Origin of the sequence: Devosia lacusdianchii (assembly GCF_022429625.1) — a bacterium.
GTDB classification, from domain to species: Bacteria; Pseudomonadota; Alphaproteobacteria; order Rhizobiales; family Devosiaceae; genus Devosia; species Devosia lacusdianchii.
Window position 1 is genome coordinate 773,066 of record NZ_CP092483.1, and the last position, 16,291, is coordinate 789,356.

14 protein-coding genes are annotated in these 16,291 nt (G+C 63.5%); 8 read left to right on the forward strand and 6 right to left on the reverse strand.

Going from position 1 to position 16,291, the window contains the following annotated elements:
• The first annotated feature begins 46 nt into the window (after window positions 1–46).
• Window positions 47–481 (forward strand): SRPBCC family protein, encoded by a 435-nt coding sequence (locus MF606_RS03795; protein WP_240232327.1) that lies wholly within the window; start codon window positions 47–49, stop codon window positions 479–481.
• On the opposite strand, the gene MF606_RS03800 is transcribed toward MF606_RS03795, so the two are convergent.
• A complete protein-coding gene (locus MF606_RS03800) occupies window positions 478–1,536 on the reverse strand; it encodes an AbrB family transcriptional regulator (RefSeq protein WP_240232328.1) in 1,059 nt (352 codons plus the stop codon). The two genes, MF606_RS03795 and MF606_RS03800, sit on opposite strands and share 4 nt — an antisense overlap.
• Window positions 1,537–1,655: 119 nt before the next feature.
• On the reverse strand, window positions 1,656–2,825 hold the full coding sequence (locus tag MF606_RS03805) for a M20 aminoacylase family protein (RefSeq protein ID WP_240232329.1): 1,170 nt from the start codon (window positions 2,823–2,825) through the stop codon (window positions 1,656–1,658).
• A 287-nt stretch (window positions 2,826–3,112) separates the two neighbouring features.
• On the opposite strand from MF606_RS03805, the gene MF606_RS03810 reads away from it, so the two are divergent.
• The 7 genes from MF606_RS03810 to bglA all read left to right on the forward strand — a co-directional run bounded on the left by MF606_RS03810 (window position 3,113) and on the right by bglA (window position 11,210).
• The gene (locus MF606_RS03810; protein ID WP_240232330.1) at window positions 3,113–3,871 is read left to right on the forward strand and encodes an electron transfer flavoprotein subunit beta/FixA family protein; all 759 of its coding nucleotides are present in this window, start codon (window positions 3,113–3,115) and stop codon (window positions 3,869–3,871) included.
• Entirely contained in the window at window positions 3,871–4,800 is a 930-nt protein-coding gene (locus tag MF606_RS03815; protein WP_240232331.1) for an electron transfer flavoprotein subunit alpha/FixB family protein, read from the forward strand. The genes MF606_RS03810 and MF606_RS03815 overlap by 1 nt, the downstream gene beginning before the upstream one ends.
• A gap of 92 nt (window positions 4,801–4,892) precedes the next feature.
• Entirely contained in the window at window positions 4,893–6,077 is a 1,185-nt protein-coding gene (locus MF606_RS03820) for an amino acid aminotransferase (RefSeq protein WP_240232332.1), read from the forward strand.
• 87 nt (window positions 6,078–6,164) lie between these two features.
• Window positions 6,165–6,818: a fructose-6-phosphate aldolase gene (gene fsa / locus MF606_RS03825; RefSeq protein ID WP_240232333.1), complete on the forward strand. Its 654-nt coding sequence runs from the start codon at window positions 6,165–6,167 to the stop codon at window positions 6,816–6,818.
• A 156-nt stretch (window positions 6,819–6,974) separates the two neighbouring features.
• Window positions 6,975–8,048: an Mrp/NBP35 family ATP-binding protein gene (locus MF606_RS03830; protein WP_240232334.1), complete on the forward strand. Its 1,074-nt coding sequence runs from the start codon at window positions 6,975–6,977 to the stop codon at window positions 8,046–8,048.
• Window positions 8,049–8,137: 89 nt separating this feature from the next.
• On the forward strand, window positions 8,138–9,448 hold the full coding sequence (locus tag MF606_RS03835) for a GH1 family beta-glucosidase (protein ID WP_240232335.1): 1,311 nt from the start codon (window positions 8,138–8,140) through the stop codon (window positions 9,446–9,448).
• Between the two features lie 88 nt (window positions 9,449–9,536).
• Window positions 9,537–11,210: a beta-galactosidase BglA gene (gene bglA, locus MF606_RS03840; RefSeq protein WP_240232336.1), complete on the forward strand. Its 1,674-nt coding sequence runs from the start codon at window positions 9,537–9,539 to the stop codon at window positions 11,208–11,210.
• Between the two features lie 4 nt (window positions 11,211–11,214).
• Here bglA and MF606_RS03845 read toward each other — a convergent pair whose 3' ends face one another.
• The 4 genes from MF606_RS03845 to MF606_RS03860 form a co-directional block, all read right to left on the reverse strand.
• On the reverse strand, window positions 11,215–12,786 hold the full coding sequence (locus tag MF606_RS03845) for a dipeptide ABC transporter ATP-binding protein (protein WP_240232337.1): 1,572 nt from the start codon (window positions 12,784–12,786) through the stop codon (window positions 11,215–11,217).
• Window positions 12,773–13,612 carry an ABC transporter permease gene (locus tag MF606_RS03850; RefSeq protein WP_240232338.1) on the reverse strand — a complete coding sequence of 280 codons (840 nt, stop codon included), beginning with the start codon at window positions 13,610–13,612 and terminating at the stop codon, window positions 12,773–12,775. Before MF606_RS03850 ends, MF606_RS03845 begins: the two co-directional genes overlap by 14 nt.
• Window positions 13,609–14,562 (reverse strand): ABC transporter permease, encoded by a 954-nt coding sequence (locus MF606_RS03855; protein WP_240232339.1) that lies wholly within the window; start codon window positions 14,560–14,562, stop codon window positions 13,609–13,611. Before MF606_RS03855 ends, MF606_RS03850 begins: the two co-directional genes overlap by 4 nt.
• A 177-nt stretch (window positions 14,563–14,739) precedes the next feature.
• Entirely contained in the window at window positions 14,740–16,221 is a 1,482-nt protein-coding gene (locus tag MF606_RS03860; RefSeq protein WP_240232340.1) for an ABC transporter substrate-binding protein, read from the reverse strand.
• Window positions 16,222–16,291: the final 70 nt, after the last annotated feature.

Genomic DNA, 16,291 nt, shown 5'->3' on the forward strand with positions numbered 1-16,291 from the left:
CTGTGGTCGCGCCAGGCTAAGTTCGGTGTCCAACGAGGAGCTTATCATGACCGACGCGACCACAGCCATTGTCAGCACTGAAATCGTCGCCCCGCCGGCGGTCGTTTGGTCGGCACTGACGGACCCGGCCAAGGTCAAGCAGTGGATGTTCGGCACCGAAATGCGTGCCGATTGGCAAGTCGGTGGCCGCGTCTACTTCCGCGGCGAATGGGACGGCAAGCCCTATGAGGACCGTGGCGACATCCTGGCCATCGAAGCACCGCGGCTGTTGACCCTCGATTTCTACAGCTCGGTCGGCGGCCTGCCCGATGTTCCCGAAAGCTACCAGCCCATCACCTATGAACTGACGCCCAGCAGCACGGGCACACGCCTGACCATCACTCATGAGAACAACCCCGACGCCGAAACCGCCGAGCGCATGCGCGCCACATGGACCACCACCCTGGCAGGCCTCAAGGACGTCGCCGAAAGCGCCGGTTAGCCGGCGTTGCGTCTTTCGCGGCGGCGGATAAAGACGACCACCGTCGGGATCGCGAAGCTCAGCAGCAGCAGCCGGATGACATGGTGTGCCGCGATAAACGCTGTGTCATAGCCCAGCGCAATGCCCAGCGCGCCCATGCCTTCGAGAGCTCCAGGCGACAGGCCCAGCCAGATCTGCCCATAGGGCATATCGACCACAAGGCTCACAAGCCACGCATTCAGCGACACGATGCCCACCGTCATCGCCGTGGCGATCACGCCGCCCTTGGCCGCGGTCATGAATTCCTTGCGCGTGATCCCGGCGAAGCGTGACCCGATCAGCGCGCCGGTCAGCACGAAGGTCACGATCACCAGCGGCCCCGGAATGGCGCCAGTATAAAGCCCGCCCAGCTTGGCGGCAGTCGCCGCCGCCATCGAACCGAGCACGAAGCCGGCCGGCACCTTGAGCCTGACAAAGAGCAGTCCGGCGGCCACGCAGCCAGCCGCCAGCGCCAGCAATTCCCACGTGGTCAACAGGCTGGTGGCGACCGGCGGGTCGAAATGATCGATCGGCAGGAACACTGCGCCGATCGGCACGCAGATGGTCAGCATCAGGATGCGGATCACCTGGATGATGGCGATCTGCCGCGCATCGCCCACGCCTGCCGAGGCGATCCCCATGATGAACGACAGGTGACCGGGAAATGAACTGAGATAGGCCGTCCCCGGATCGAGCCTGAAGTACCGCGCCAGCATCCAGCCGGTCAGCGAGGTGATCAGGATCAGTTCCAGCACCAGCGCTGCCAGGCTCACTGGCCAGCTCGCGATCAGGCTCAGGCTGTCAGGCGCCACGCTGGCGCCCATCGACATGCCGATCAGCACGAACGCCACGTCCCGCGCCCAGCTCGGTAGCCCCACCGGCAGCCCCGCCATTGCCGCTCCCGTCACCGCCAGCGCCCCACCCATCAACCAGCTTGCCGGCAAATTGAGCAAGGTCGCGACCCCACCACCTATGGCGGAGATGACGACAGTGAGGATGGGTGGGTAGAGCTTGGAGAGAGGGGGCATAAGTCTCATCACAATCGCCGTCTCCTTCCCCATGCGCGAGAGGGACGACCTGACGCGTTCAACGGAAGGTCAGGCGAGCCTACCCTTGGGCGGCGCGCGCAGGCCATACTCCTTTGGAGAAGGGGGGATCACTGAGCGGGTAACGCCCGCTCCGCCAGCCGCACCCAATAGCTCGTCCCCACCGGGATGGCAGCGTCGTTGAAGTCATATGTATCGGTATGGAGCTCGCTGCTGTCCCCATTGCCGAGGAAGATATAGGCTCCTGGCCGCGCTTCCAGCATGAACGAAAAATCCTCGCCGCCCATCGATGGTGGGGCATCTGCATCGACGCGCTCGGCTCCGGCAACCTCGGCGGCCACCGTCGCCGCGAACGCCGTCTGCTCGGGCGAATTGACCGTCACCGGATATCCCCTGGCATAGCGCATCTGCGCCTCGGCGCCGAAACTCGCCGCGAATTGCGGCACGAACTCACCCAGCCGCTGCTCGATCAAGTTCTGCACCGCCCCGTCCAGCGTTCGCACCGTCCCGGTAATCTTGGCGGTTCGCGAAATGACATTGTCGGCCTCGCCGGCCTCCAGCATCGTCACCGATAGCACGGCGCTGGCGAGCGGATCGACATTGCGCGACACGATGCTCTGCAGGCCCACGATCATGTTGGCCGCCACGATGATCGGATCGACCGTCGTCTGCGGCCGCGCCGCATGGCCGCCCTTGCCGATAATGTCGATGTAGAAACGGTCCGTCGCCGCCATGATGCCGCCGCTGCGGATGCCGAAATGGCCCACCGGCATGCCCGGCCAATTGTGCATGCCGTAGAATTCGTCGATGGCGAAGCGCTCGGCCAGCCCGTCTTTCAGCATTTCCTTGCCGCCACCACCGCCCTCTTCCGCCGGCTGGAAGATCACCGCGATCCGCCCGTCGAAATTGCGTGTCTCCGCCAGGTATTTGGCGGCGCCCAGGAGCATGGCGGTATGCCCGTCATGTCCGCAGGCATGCATTTTTCCGGGCACGGTCGAGGCGTAGTCCTTGCCGGTCTTCTCGGTCACCGGCAGGGCATCCATATCGGCGCGCAGTCCGATCGTGCGTCCACTCTTGTTGCTGCGCCCGTTGATGATGCCGACTACACCAGTCTGGCCCAGCCCGGTCACTACCTCGTCGCAGCCGAAATCCCGCAGCTTCTGCTCCACCACGCCCGCCGTCCGCACCACGTCGAACAGGATTTCGGGATGGGCATGAAAGTCTTGTCGCCACCCGGCGATCTCGTCGGCAAATTCGGCGATGCGGTTGATAACGGGCATGTCTGGGTCCGAAGCAGTCGATTCTGGGTCAGTGTCGCTGTCCCAATCGGTAAGGTCAACACTAGCATGGTTTTCCGTCTCAGGGGCCGTCATTGATCTGACCATCACTGGCCGTCCCTCGGGTCGGGCCCGAGGGTGACGATCGAGTTTGAGGAGCGCGCTACGCCGCTCGACCCGCCAGCACCCTTTTCTCAATTCTTCCCGCTACCTAGCCCAAATTTCCCCCTGCGCGGCTTGCCCGTACACCCGGTTTTTGTCATGACACCGCCAACTTGCCGGAGTTGCTGATGAAAATCCTGGTCGCCATCAAGCGCGTCGTCGATCACAACGTGCGCATCCGCGTCCGCCCCGATGGATCAGGCGTCGAGACCACTGGCGTCCGCATGTCGATGAACCCCTTCTGCAAGCATGCCGTCGAAGCGGCGGTGCAGCTTTCGGCGGCCGGTCACGGCGACGAAATCGTCGTCGTCTCCATCGGTCCCAAGACCGCCAATGACGTCATCCTCACCGCCCTCGCCATGGGCGCCCATCGCGGCATCCTGATCGAGACAGACGCCGAGCTCGAAACCCTGGCCATATCAAAGCTGCTGGCAAAGGTCGTCGCTGAGGAAAATCCCGATATCGTGCTGCTCGGCAAGCAAGCCGTCGATGACGACAGCAATCACGTCGGCCAGATGCTCGCCGCGCTGACCGATCGTCCCCAGGCCACCTTCGCGTCTGAGATCAAGGTCGTGGGGCAGGGACTCGAGGTTACCAGGGAGATCGATTCCGGCCGCGAAACCATCGCCATCCCGCTGCCCGCTATCGTCACCGCCGACCTCCGCCTCAATACCCCGCGCAACGCCGCTTTGCCCATGGTTATGAAAGCCCGCTCCAAGCCGCTGGCTGTTCGCCGCGCCACCGAATTCGGCGTCGATCTCGCCCCGCGCCTTGTGATCGAAAAAGTATCCCCGCCGGCTGAACGTGTGGCGGGAAGGACTGTCGGCTCGGTCGCAGAACTCGCCGGCTTCATCGCCTCCGATGTGTCGCAAATGGAGGCGCTGTGATGAGCGTTCTGGTCCTCGCTGATCATGATATTGGCGCCCTCTCGCCCGCCACCGCCCGCGTCGTCAGCGCGGTGAGCGCATTGGGTCCGGTCGATGTGCTTGTTGTCGCCGATGACGCCACCGCCATCGCCAGGTCCGCATCCACACTCTCGGGTGTCGCCAAAGTACTGGTGGCAAGCGGCAATGCAGTAGCAGATGGCCTCGCTACGCTGCTCGAAACGTTGGCAGTCCGTTATCAGTATGTGGTCGCGAGCGCCGGAAGCGTTGGCAAGGATGTGATGCCCCGGTTGGCCGCCAAACTCGACCTGATGCCGGTGACTGACATCGTCGCCATTCACGGCCCCGGCAGCTTCGATCGCCCGATCTATGCCGGTAACGCCATCCAGACCGTTACCGACAATCAACCGCGCCACGTCCTCACGGTCAGAGCCTCGGCCTTCCGCGCCGCCGCGTCAGGCAACGCCGCTCCGATCGAGAGCATCGATGGCGCGGTCGCTTCGGCCGCTAGGCTGATCGCCTCGCATCGCACCGAAAGTGACACGCCCGACCTCGCTACCGCCCAGATCGTGGTCGGCGGCGGCATAGCTCTCGGCTCTGCCGAGAACTTCCAACTCATTGAGCAGCTTGCCAAAAAGCTCGGCGCTGCCATCGGCGCTACTCGTGCTGCGGTCGATGCGGGCTATGCCCCCAATGACTGGCAGGTCGGCCAGACCGGCAAGATCATCGCCCCCGATCTCTACATCGCCATCGGCATATCAGGCGCCCTCCAGCATGTCGCCGGTATCCAGGGCGCGAAGAAGATCGTTGCCATCAACACCGACCCCGAAGCCCCGCTGGTCAAGCTGGCCGACGTGGCGCTGATTGGCGATCTCTTCCAGATCATCCCGCAATTGATTGCCGAACTTGATCGTGCGGGCGTGACACGCTGAGTTTGCACACCGCTTCAGCGCCTTTCTTCTCATTGCAAAAATACCGCCGCCGCCTATAAACATCCCGCCTTCCCACCGGAACGACTCCTGACATGTTCGAGACCCTCACCAAGGCCCCCGGCGACAAGATCCTGGCGCTCATGGGCGAATACGCGGCTGATCCGCGTCCCACCAAGATCGACCTCGGTGTCGGCGTCTATAAGGACGAGCAGGGCACCACCCCGATCATGTCCTCGGTCAAAAAGGCCGAGCAGCGCATTCTGTCGCAAGGCAAGACCAAGACCTACCTCGGCATTGCCGGCAACAAGGGCTACGGCGCGGCCGTGCTCGACCTCGCGCTGGCCGATAGCGTTGACCGCTCGCGGGTCCGCATCGCGCAGGCCCCCGGCGGCACCGGCTCGCTCTGGGTGCTGATGCAATTGGTCAATCGCGCCCGGCCCGGCACCAATGTCTGGGTCTCCGATCCGACCTGGCCCAACCACAATCCGATTGCCGAGAATTCCGGCCTCGTGGTCAAGACGCATCCCTATTTCGACACCGAGACCCGCGGCGTCAAGTTCGAGCAAATGCTTGCCGCACTTGATAAATTGGGCAAGGACGATGTCGTGCTGCTGCATGGCTGCTGCCACAATCCGACCGGCGCCAACCTCACCAACGCCCAGTGGGACCAGGTCGCGGCCAGCCTCGCGCGCACTGGCGCATTGCCCTTCATCGATCTTGCCTATCTCGGCTTTGGCGATGGCCTGGAGCAGGATGCATATGGCACGCGCAAGGTGATCGCCTCCGTGCCGGAAGCGCTCATCGCCTTCTCGGGCTCGAAGAATTTCGGCCTCTACCGCGAGCGTGTCGGCGCAGCGATCCTCATCGCGCGTGATGCGGCACAGGCCGATGTCACGCACTCGCAGCTCCTCAACATCATCCGCGGAGCTTACTCGCAGCCACCCGATCATGGCGCCGAGATCATCCGCACCATCCTCGAGGACGCCGAACTGCGCGCCGAATGGGAAACTGAGCTCAACACCATGCGCGGTCGCATGATCCGCCTGCGCGAAAAGCTCAGCGAGGCCATCCGCCAGCGTTCGAATTCCAAGGATTTCGATTTCATTGCCGCGCACCGCGGCATGTTTTCGCTGCTGGGGCTCGAAAACACGGTGGTCGAACATTTAAAAGCCGCCAACGGCATCTATATGATTGGTGATAGTCGCATCAATGTTGCCGGCATCCCGGAAGATCGCGTCGGCGAACTGGCCGATGCCATGCTCGCGGCCATCAAATAGCCACTGCCGAATGACCTTGCAGCGCGGCTTTGCCGTGCTACACCTTGGCTAAGCGGCCACGCCAGAACACGAATTTAGGAGGGAACCATGAAGTTCTTCGTCGATACTGCGGAAATCAAGGACATCAAGGAGCTCTATGAGACCGGCCTCCTCGACGGCGTCACCACCAATCCGTCGCTGATCGCCAAATCGGGCCGCGACTTCAAGGAAGTGGTCAAGGAAATCTGCTCGATCGTACCCGGCCCGGTCTCGGCCGAAGTCGCCTCGCTCGAGTATGACGGCATGATCGCCGAGGGCGAAGTGCTGTCCAAGCTGGCCGAAAACGTCGTGGTCAAGCTGCCGCTGACCCTGGCCGGCCTCAAGGCCACCAAGACGTTCAAGGAACGCGGCGTCAAGACCAATGTCACGCTGTGCTTCTCGGCCAACCAGGCCCTGCTCGCTGCCAAGTGCGGCGCGACCTACATCTCGCCCTTCCTGGGACGCCTTGATGACATCAACCTCGACGGCGTCGAGCTGATCGAGAACATCCGCCAGATTTACGACAACTATGCCTTCGACACCGAAATCCTGGCTGCCTCGATCCGTTCGCCCAACCACGTGACCCAGGTCGCGCTGGCCGGTGCCGATGTCGCCACCATTCCGCCCGACGTGATCCGCAAGCTGGCCAACCACCCGCTGACCAATTCGGGCATCGAAGGCTTCCTCAAGGACTGGAAAGCGACGGGTCAGTCGATCCTCTAAGGACCGCTCCGAACCTGCCACACACGCGATGTCACCCCGGCGCAGGCCGGGGTCCATCCTGAGATGTTGGTGCGCGGCTAGGTATCAGGATGGATTCCGGCCTGCGCCGGAATGACACGGCGGTTGGCAAGCCATCGCGCCCACCGAAAGCCGCCCATGGCCGATACCGAACTCGCTGCCGCCATCAAAACCGCCCTCGCCGCCGTCGAGATACCCGGTGGCGGTGATCTGGCCAGCTATGCGGGTCTCTCCGAAATTATCGTCACACCAGGCGCTGTGGCCTTCGCCATTGCTGTCGCGCCAGGCATGGAAGCCGCCTTCGGCCCCGCGCGCGAAGCCGCCATTGCCGCCACCCAGAAGGTCGCCGGCACCCGCAAGGTCATGGTGTCGCTCACGTCAGGCAAGCCGCCTGCGGGGCCGAGTTTCTCCCATGGCAAGCCCGTGCCCCCGGGCAAGACATCCGTGCCCGGCATCAAGCACATCATCGCCATCGGCTCGGGCAAGGGCGGTGTCGGCAAGTCGACCACCGCCGTCAATATTGCCCTAGCCTTGCAAGCCGAAGGCCTGCGCGTCGGCATTCTCGATGCCGATCTTTACGGCCCCTCCGTTCCCAAGCTCCTGGCCCTCGAAGGCCAACCCGCCGTGCGCGAAGATGGCATCTTCAGCCCGCATGACGCCTTCGGCCTCAAGGCCATGTCGATCGGCTCCATGCTGGTCAAGGATCAGGCCGTCGTCTGGCGCGGCCCGATGGCGACCTCGGCCCTGCGCCAGCTTCTGCGCGAAACCGATTGGGGTACCCTCGATATCCTGGTCATTGACCTGCCGCCCGGCACCGGCGACATCCACATCTCGCTGTTCCAGCAGGCCGTGATCGATGGTGTCATCATCGTCTCCACGCCGCAGGATCTGGCGCTGATCGATGCCAAGAAGGCCATCGACATGCTGCGCCGCCTCGGCGTGCCGCTGCTGGGTCTCGTCGAGAATATGAGCCATTTCATCGCCCCCGATACGGGCAAGCGCTACGACATTTTCGGCAGCGGCGGCGCCGAACGGGCCGCCGCTGATCTGGGCATGCCGTTCCTCGGCGCCATTCCCCTGGTGATGTCGATCCGCGAGGGCTCCGACGCCGGTCGGCCCCCCGTGGCAGAGCTTCCGGACGGCCCGGAGGCCCAGGCGTTCCGCGCCATTGCCCGCAGGATTTTGGCCAATACCCCGCGCCTCAAGGCCTGATATCGACTTTCCGCAATCGATTGCATAACCGGGCGCCCTGGGTTATCTGGCTAACCAAACACGGCGAAATGCCGGCCAGAGGAGCTGCCATGTTTTCGATCGCACGCAAGGATTTCGGTCCCGGTTTCACCTTCGGCGTTGCAACCGCCGCCTATCAGATCGAGGGCGGGCAGGGCGATGGCCGCGGCGCCTCTATCTGGGACACCTTCTCGGCTACGCCGGGCAATGTCCACAATGGCGATACCGGCCGCACTGCCTGCAACCATTACGAGCTCTGGCCGCAGGACCTCGACCTGATCCGCGACGGCGGATTTGACGGCTACCGCTTCTCCTTCGCCTGGCCGCGGCTCATTCCGGAAGGCACCGGCGCCGTGAACCAGGCCGGCATCGACTTTTACGACCGCCTCATCGACGGCATGCTCGAACGCGGCATCAAGCCGTTTGCCACGCTCTATCACTGGGACCTGCCGTCGCCCCTGCAGGACAGAGGCGGCTGGATGAATCGCGACATCGCCGGCTGGTTCGGCGATTATGCCGCGCTCGTCGCCCAGAAGTTCGGCGATCGTCTCGATGCCACCGCCACCATCAACGAACCCTGGTGCGTCGCCTTCCTCAGCCATTTCCTCGGCATTCACGCCCCCGGCTATCGTGATATTCGGGCGGCCGCCCGCGCCATGCACCACGTTCTCTTTGCCCATGGCACTGCCATAGACGCCCTGCGCGCCAACGGCGCCAAGAACCTAGGCATAGTGCTCAATCTCGAGAAGTCCGAAGCCGCCAGCGATAAGCCGGAAGACCTTGCCGCCCTGGATTTGGGCGACGCCCTGTTCAACCGCTGGTATCTCGGCGGCGTGCTCAAGGGGCAATATCCCGAGGTGGTCACCAACTGGCTCGGCGACAACCTGCCCAAGGACTATCAGCGCGATATGGAAGTGGTCTCGCGCCCGCTCGATTGGCTCGGCATCAACTACTATACTCGCGGCATCTACAAGGCCGGCACCAATGGCAACCCGATCGAGCAGGTCAAAGGTGACCTCGAGAAGACCGAGATGGGCTGGGAAATCTACCCCAAGGGCCTGAGCGAACTGCTGGTTCGCGTCTCCAACGATTACACCAAGATCCCACTCTACGTGACCGAGAACGGCATGGCCGAGGTCGAGGGCGGGGACGACCCGCGTCGTGTCAGCTACTACGAGGAGCACCTCAAGGCCGTGCTCGCTGCCCGCGAGCAGGGCGCCGATGTGCGCGGTTACTTCGCATGGTCGTTGCTCGACAATTACGAATGGGCCGAAGGCTACAACAAGCGCTTCGGCCTGGTCCATGTCGACTACCAAACCCAGAAGCGTACGCCCAAATCGAGCTACCGCGCCTTCCAGGGCATGCTGCACAACAGCCGGTGAGGGACGCGGGGCAGCGCTGCGCCGGCACCGCCTTGCTTCTGCCCACGCCCCCGCGCTAACTGGTGCCATTCCGCCCCTGGAGATCGCCATGACAGCTACGCCCCTGATGACCGAGCCGAAAATCACGGCCGAACCAGCCGTTGACAGGGATTGGTGGCGCGGCGCGGTGATCTACCAGATCTATCCGCGCTCCTACCAGGACCAGAATGGCGACGGCGTGGGCGATCTGGTGGGCATTACCAGCCGGCTGGATTACGTGGCCGATCTGGGCGTCGACGCCATCTGGTTGTCGCCCGTGTTCACCTCGCCGATGAAAGATTTCGGCTACGACGTTTCCGATTATCGCGGTATCGATCCCAGCTTCGGCACTCTGGAAGACTTCGATCGCCTGGTGCAGAAAGCCCACTCGCTGGGCCTCAAGGTCATCATCGACCAGGTGATCAGCCATTCGTCCGACAAACATTCCTGGTTCGCGGAATCACGCCAATCCCGCACCAATCCGCGCGCCGATTGGTATGTCTGGGCCGACCCCAAGCCCGATGGCACCCCGCCCAACAATTGGCTCTCCATCTTCGGCGGCTCCGCCTGGCAGTGGGATAGCCGGCGCATGCAGTACTACATGCACAATTTCCTGGTCTCCCAGCCCGATCTCAACTTCCATAATCCGGAAGTGCAGGAGGCCCTGCTGGGCGACATGCGCTTCTGGCTCGAGCGCGGCGTCGATGGCTTCCGCCTCGATACGGTGAACTTCTACTTCCACTCCACCGGCCTCGAGTCCAATCCGGTGGTGAAGCCCGAAGACTTCAATGCCTCGACGGCTCCGGCGGTGAACCCGTACAATTTCCAGGAACACCTCTACGACAAGTCGCGCCCGGAAAACCTCGACTTCCTGAAGCGCCTGCGCGCCTTGATGGATGAATATCCCGGCAAGACCACGGTCGGCGAGATCGGCGACAGCCAGCACCAGCTCGAAGTCATGGCCCAATACACGTCGGGCGACGATCGGCTGCACATGGCCTATACGTTCGACTATCTTGGCGGCGAATTTTCCGCCGAGCACTTCAAGAAATCCATTGCCGATACCGAGGCCGGCGCACCCGACGGGTGGATCTGCCTCGCCTTCTCCAACCACGATGTGGTCCGGCATGTCAGCCGCTGGGCCGTGCATGGGCAGGAATCGGCCTTCACGCGCCTGGCAGCCACGCTGATCCTCGCCATGCGCGGCTCGGTCTGCCTCTATCAGGGTGAAGAGCTGGGTCTCAAGGAGGCCGAACTGGCCTTTGAAGACCTCGTCGATCCCTATGGCATTGAGTTCTGGCCCCAGTTCAAGGGCCGCGACGGATGCCGCACGCCGATGGTCTGGCAGGCCCACGCCGCCAACGGCGCCTTCTCCACCGCCAACAAGACCTGGCTGCCAGTGCCGGCCGAGCACCTGCTCCACGCTGTCGATACCCAGGATAAGGTGGACGGTTCGGTGCTCGAATTCTACCGGGCGCTGCTGACCTTCCGCAAAGCGCATCCGGCGCTGGCCAAGGGCTCCATCGAACTGCTGCAATCGACCGGCGACGTGCTGGCTTTCATCCGCGCCGGTGGCAATGAGCGCCTGCTCTGCGTGTTCAACATGGGCGAGAATTCGGCTGAATTCGCCGTGCCGGTCGGTTTGGCCCCGGCAGATGCCGGCTGCCCCGGCGTCATCGCCGCGGTCATCGATGGTGAAATCGATCTGGAGCCCTTCGGAACCTATATCGGCATCCTGGCCTGACGAGCTATTGCGGCGCGGTTCCGATTTCGGGCAACCGCGCCGCCACCAGTTCCTGTGTCAGCCGATGCTGTGGATTGCTGAAAATTTGCTCGGGCTTGCCTTCTTCGACGATACTGCCGGCCTCCATCACCAGCACCCGGTCGGCCATGGCCCGCACCATGTCGAGGTCGTGGCTGATGATGAGATAGGTCAGACCGAAATCGGCCTGCAGCCGCGCCAGCAACGTCAGCACCTCGCCACGCACCGAAACATCGAGCGCCGACACGGGTTCGTCCAGCACCAGCAGGCGCGGCCGTGTCACCAGCGCCCGCGCAATCGCCAGGCGCTGCCTTTGCCCGCCCGAGAATTCATGCGGATAGCGTTGCAGCATGCCTGGATCGAGCCCCACCGCCTTGATGGCCTCCACCAGCCGTGCGGTAATGGTCTCCGCGCTCAGTCCCGGTTCGAGTCGCAGCGGTTCACCCAGTGAGGCGGCAATCGTCAGTCGCGGATTGAAGCTGCCGAATGGATCCTGGAACACCAGCGACACATCGCGCCGGAGCGCTTTGGGCAAGTCCGAGCCGTGGTAGGTCGTGCCCGCCAGCCGCACCTCTCCCGCCGTCGCCCGGTCGAGCCCCACAATGATCTTGGCCAGCGTGGTCTTGCCGCACCCCGATGGCCCCACCAGCGCCAGGCATTCCCCCGTCGCGATGGTCAGGCTCGCCGCGTTCACCGCCCGTAGCGGCTTTTCTGCCCAGAACAGCCCGCCCCCATGCCGGTAGTCGCGGGTGACCCTGTCCACCTCCAGCAGTGTTTCCCCGGTCGGCGGGCGTGCCAGTGCACGTGGCTCGAAGCGTGACGCCGCCACCAGCTTGCGCGTGTACTCCTGCTGCGGGGCCGAAAAAACGGCTTCCGCCGTGCCGCTCTCGACCAGCCGGCCGCGATGCATCACCGCCACCCGCGTGCAGAGGGCGGCGACGGCTTTGAGGTCATGGCTGATAAACAGCAGCGCCATGTGGCGGCGCGCACAGATGTCGGCGATCAGATCCAGCACCTTGCGTTGGGTGACCAAGTCCAGCGCCGAGGTCGGCTCGTCGGCAATGAGAATGTCCGGTTGGCTCGCCAGCGCCATGGCGATCATCACGCGCTGCCTTTGTCCGCCCGACAATTGGTGGGGGAAGCGATCACCGTGCTTGAGCTCCAGCCCCACCTCCTTGAGCAGGTAAGGCGTCTCGATCTGCGGTGAGCCGCTATTGATGTTGAGGAGTAGCGCTTCTTCGATCTGGTCGTTGACTCGAATCAGCGGGTTGAGGGCGGTCATCGGCTCCTGGAACACCATGCCAACGCGCTTGCCGCGGAGCCGCGCCATCTCGCGCTCCGACGTGGGCAGGGGCTCGCCATCGATCTTGATGCTGCCGCCGACCTGTGCGCCCTCGGGCAACAGGCCGGTCACAGCCAGAGCAGTCAGGGTCTTGCCCGAGCCACTCTCCCCGATAATGCCGAACCGCTCGCCGCGCTGCAGCGTGAAGCTCACGTCTGCTACGGCTTCGGTCGCGCCAAAGCGCACCGACAGGCCCGAAACTTCAAGCAAGGACATTGCTGTTCCCTTGCCGCAGGCGGGGATCGATGGCGTCGCGCAGCCCGTCGCCGGCGATGTTCAGAGCAATGACGATGAAGACGATGCATAGCCCCGGCACCAGCGTCAGCCAGGGATGGATCAGGAATAGTCCCTGGGCGTCGCGCAACATCAGCCCCAGGCTGGTCTCTGGTGGTTGGGTACCAAGCCCCACATAGCTCAGCCCTGCCTCGGCCAGAATGCCAAGCGAAAGCTGGATGGTCCCCTGCACGATGATGAGGCTCATGATGTTGGGCAGCAGATGCCGATAAGCGATCATCGCATTGCCAAGGCCGGCCAGCCGCCCGGCGGCCACGAAATCAAGCGTGGCAATACTCAAAGCGCCGCCGCGCGCTACGCGGGCGAACACCGGAATGTTGAATATGCCGATGGCCACGATGGCGTTGATCGAGCCTGGGCCGACCAGCGTCGTGATCAGGATGGCGACAATAATGGCGGGGAACGCGAAGACGAAGTCACTGAACCGCAACACCAGCCATTCCACTGCTCCGCCCCACGCGGCAGCGGCCAGCCCGATGGGTACGCCGATTCCCGCGCCAATCACCACGGCCAGCGCCGCGACCAGAAAGCTGGTGAAGGTGCCCGACATCACCAATGAGGCCATATCTCGGCCCAGATTGTCCGTCCCCAGCCAGTGCTCGGACGACGGCGCAAGGAATCTGCGGCCGATATTGATCTGCTCGATCGGAAACGGCGTCCACACGAGTGAAACGAGTCCCAGCAGCGCAAAGACCAGCGTTGCGGCTATCCCGATGACCAGACTCGGATGGGCGAGCAGGCGCTTCACGGCGCACTCCTTTCGCGCAGGCGCGGGTCGACGATGGCATAGGCAATGTCGGTGAGCAGCATGGTCGCGGTCACCGCGATAATGAGGATGATCGTCGCGCCCCGCACCAGGATCAGGTCGCGCTCGGAAATGGCGGTGAAGATCAGCCGCCCCAGCCCGGGCAGGTAGAACACATTCTCGACGATGATCGTGCCGGCGACGAGAAAGGCAAACTGCAACCCGAGTATGGTCAGCACCGGCAGGAGCGCGTTGCGCACGCCGTGCCGCCACACAGCCTCGCCCATGGTCAGCCCCTTGGCGCGCGCCGTGCGGATGAAGTCCTGCCCGGTGACGTCCACCAGCGCGGTGCGCATCACCCGGGCGAGGATTGATGCCTGGGGCAGGGCCAGCGCCAGGCTCGGCAGGATTAGGCCGCGAAACGCCGCCACGCTGTCCTCGTGCCATGGCGTGAAGCCGCCCGGCGGCAGCCAGCGCAACGTCACCGCAAACAGCAGCGTCAGCAGCATGCCGAACCAGAAATTGGGAATGGCGACGCCCGTCTGCGCCAGCACCATGATGCCGGTATCAAGCGCCTTGCCGCGCCGGCGTGCTGCGACAATACCCAAGGGCAGGCCTACCACTATCGAAATGACCATGGCGAACACAGAGAGCGGCAAGGTCACGCCCAGCCTGTCCCATATCAACTGCGCGACCGGCGCGCGCTGGGTGTAGGATATGCCGAAATCGCCCTGCACCATGCCCCAGAGCCAGCCGATGAACCGCTCATGCGCAGGCGCATCGAGCCCCATTTGCGTTCGCAGGCGCGCTACCGATTCCGGCGTGGCATTGATGCCCAGGATGAACTGCGCCGGATCGCCCGGCAGCAAGTCCAGCAAGTAAAAGATGACCAGCGCCGCAAGCAGCAGCGTCACGGCAAATCCGATAAGACGACGGAGGGTAAAGAGGATCATGAGATAGATCGGGGCCGCAGGTCGCCGCCTTTGACCACCTCGCAAACACTGGGCGTCACCCTCGGGCTTGCCCCGTGGGCTCTGCGCTTGCTGTGCGCTTGGTTAGTAAAGACCCCTCGGGTCAAGCCCGAGGGTGACGACTGAGATTTTGTGGCCGTGGGACCGGCAGGCCGGGCGTTACTGCACCCAGCGGATATCCCGCAGCACCAGACCCTCGATGGGCGAGTTCTGCCACATGCCTTCGAGCTTGGCATTCCACACACCGGTCTGCGCCAGTTCGAACAGGTAGCCATTGACCGCGTCATTGGCCAGAATGGTCTGTGCCTGAACGGCCAGTTCCTTGCGCTTGGCGTCGTCGGTGGTGCCATTCAGCGTCTCGATCAGCGCCTGGAATTCGGGATTGTCATAGCCGAAGTAGTAGTCGGGATTGGCATAATTTCCAATGTCGAATGGTTCGACATGGCTGATAACAGTCAGGTCGAAATCGTGGTTGGCATACACGTCTTCCAGCCACTGCGCCCACTCCACATTGATCAGCTCGAGCTTGATGCCGACCTCGGCAAACTGGCTGGCGATGATCTGCCCGCTGAGCCGCGCATAGGCGACCGGCGGCAGCTTCAGCGTCGCGCTGAAGCCATCAGGCAGGCCGGCCTCCGCCAGCAACGCCTTGGCCTTTTCGATGTCGTGCGGGTAGGTGCCGGTCAGGTCGACATAATATCGATTATGCGGGGCAAAGTGGCTGCCGATCGGCACGCCATAGCCATAGGTCGCGCCGTCAATGATCGCCTGCCGGTCGATGGCATGCGCCATGGCTTGACGCACTTTGATATCGTCGAAGGGCGGCTTCTTGTTGTTGGTGGAAAGGATCGTCTCGCCTTCGGTCGTTCCCACCAGCACCTTGAATTGCGGATTGCCCTCGAACACGGCGAGCGCTTCGGTGGCGAAATTGTTGGTGCCGTCGACATCGCCGGCCAGAAGCGCATTGGTCATCGTCGCGGTATCGCCGATGAACAGATAGGTCGCCTTGGTCAGATGCGCCGGCTCGCCCCAATAGGGGCCATAGGCTTCAAGGATCACCCGGCTGCCCTTGTCCCACTGCAGGAACGCAAAGGGACCGGTGCCGATCGGTTCATTGGCATTGTTGTCGGCACTTTCAGGCGCCACGATCACCGCATCGCCGCGGCCCAGATCGAACAGGAACATGCCAATGGGGCGGCTGAGCTTCATCTCGACCGTCAGCGGGTCGATGACCGTGACGGTTTCGATCGGCTCGTAGAATTCCTTGTGCGCGTTGACGCTGTCGGGTCCGAGAATGCGGTCGAAGGTGAACTTGACGTCTTCGGCGTCGAATGCGGTGCCGTCGTGGAAGGTCACGCCATCACGCAGCTTGAAGGTATAGGTGAGCCCATCCTCCGAGATGGTCCACTCGCTGGCCAGCCCGGGCTGCACGGCGCCGTTCTGATCGATGCGCGTCAGCCCCTCGAAGATGTTCTGATAGACCACGATGTCGATGGCTTCAGCCGCGCCCGCCGTCGGGTCCAGCGCCGGTGGCTCCAGCGCCACGCCGATTCGCACTTCGGTCGGCTGCGCTGCAGCCACCCCCGCCATTGCTCCCGTCAAAGCCACGGCCAGTCCGAGCGCCTGCAACACCTTGCCCATTCGGTAACTCCCAGTTTGGCGACCATGGCGCCAACCGCACCGGCGCGTGAAGCCCCGGTTCCCATGCGGC

Coding starts and splice junctions, on each gene's coding strand:
- bglA (WP_240232336.1), top strand. CDS start 9,537: ATGACAGCTACGCCCCTGATGACCGAGCCGAAAATCACGGCCGAACCA.
- fsa (WP_240232333.1), top strand. CDS start 6,165: ATGAAGTTCTTCGTCGATACTGCGGAAATCAAGGACATCAAGGAGCTC.
- MF606_RS03855 (WP_240232339.1), bottom strand. CDS start 14,562: ATGATCCTCTTTACCCTCCGTCGTCTTATCGGATTTGCCGTGACGCTG.
- MF606_RS03860 (WP_240232340.1), bottom strand. CDS start 16,221: ATGGGCAAGGTGTTGCAGGCGCTCGGACTGGCCGTGGCTTTGACGGGA.
- MF606_RS03820 (WP_240232332.1), top strand. CDS start 4,893: ATGTTCGAGACCCTCACCAAGGCCCCCGGCGACAAGATCCTGGCGCTC.
- MF606_RS03805 (WP_240232329.1), bottom strand. CDS start 2,825: ATGCCCGTTATCAACCGCATCGCCGAATTTGCCGACGAGATCGCCGGG.
- MF606_RS03845 (WP_240232337.1), bottom strand. CDS start 12,786: ATGTCCTTGCTTGAAGTTTCGGGCCTGTCGGTGCGCTTTGGCGCGACC.
- MF606_RS03830 (WP_240232334.1), top strand. CDS start 6,975: ATGGCCGATACCGAACTCGCTGCCGCCATCAAAACCGCCCTCGCCGCC.
- MF606_RS03815 (WP_240232331.1), top strand. CDS start 3,871: ATGAGCGTTCTGGTCCTCGCTGATCATGATATTGGCGCCCTCTCGCCC.
- MF606_RS03810 (WP_240232330.1), top strand. CDS start 3,113: ATGAAAATCCTGGTCGCCATCAAGCGCGTCGTCGATCACAACGTGCGC.
- MF606_RS03835 (WP_240232335.1), top strand. CDS start 8,138: ATGTTTTCGATCGCACGCAAGGATTTCGGTCCCGGTTTCACCTTCGGC.
- MF606_RS03800 (WP_240232328.1), bottom strand. CDS start 1,536: ATGAGACTTATGCCCCCTCTCTCCAAGCTCTACCCACCCATCCTCACT.
- MF606_RS03795 (WP_240232327.1), top strand. CDS start 47: ATGACCGACGCGACCACAGCCATTGTCAGCACTGAAATCGTCGCCCCG.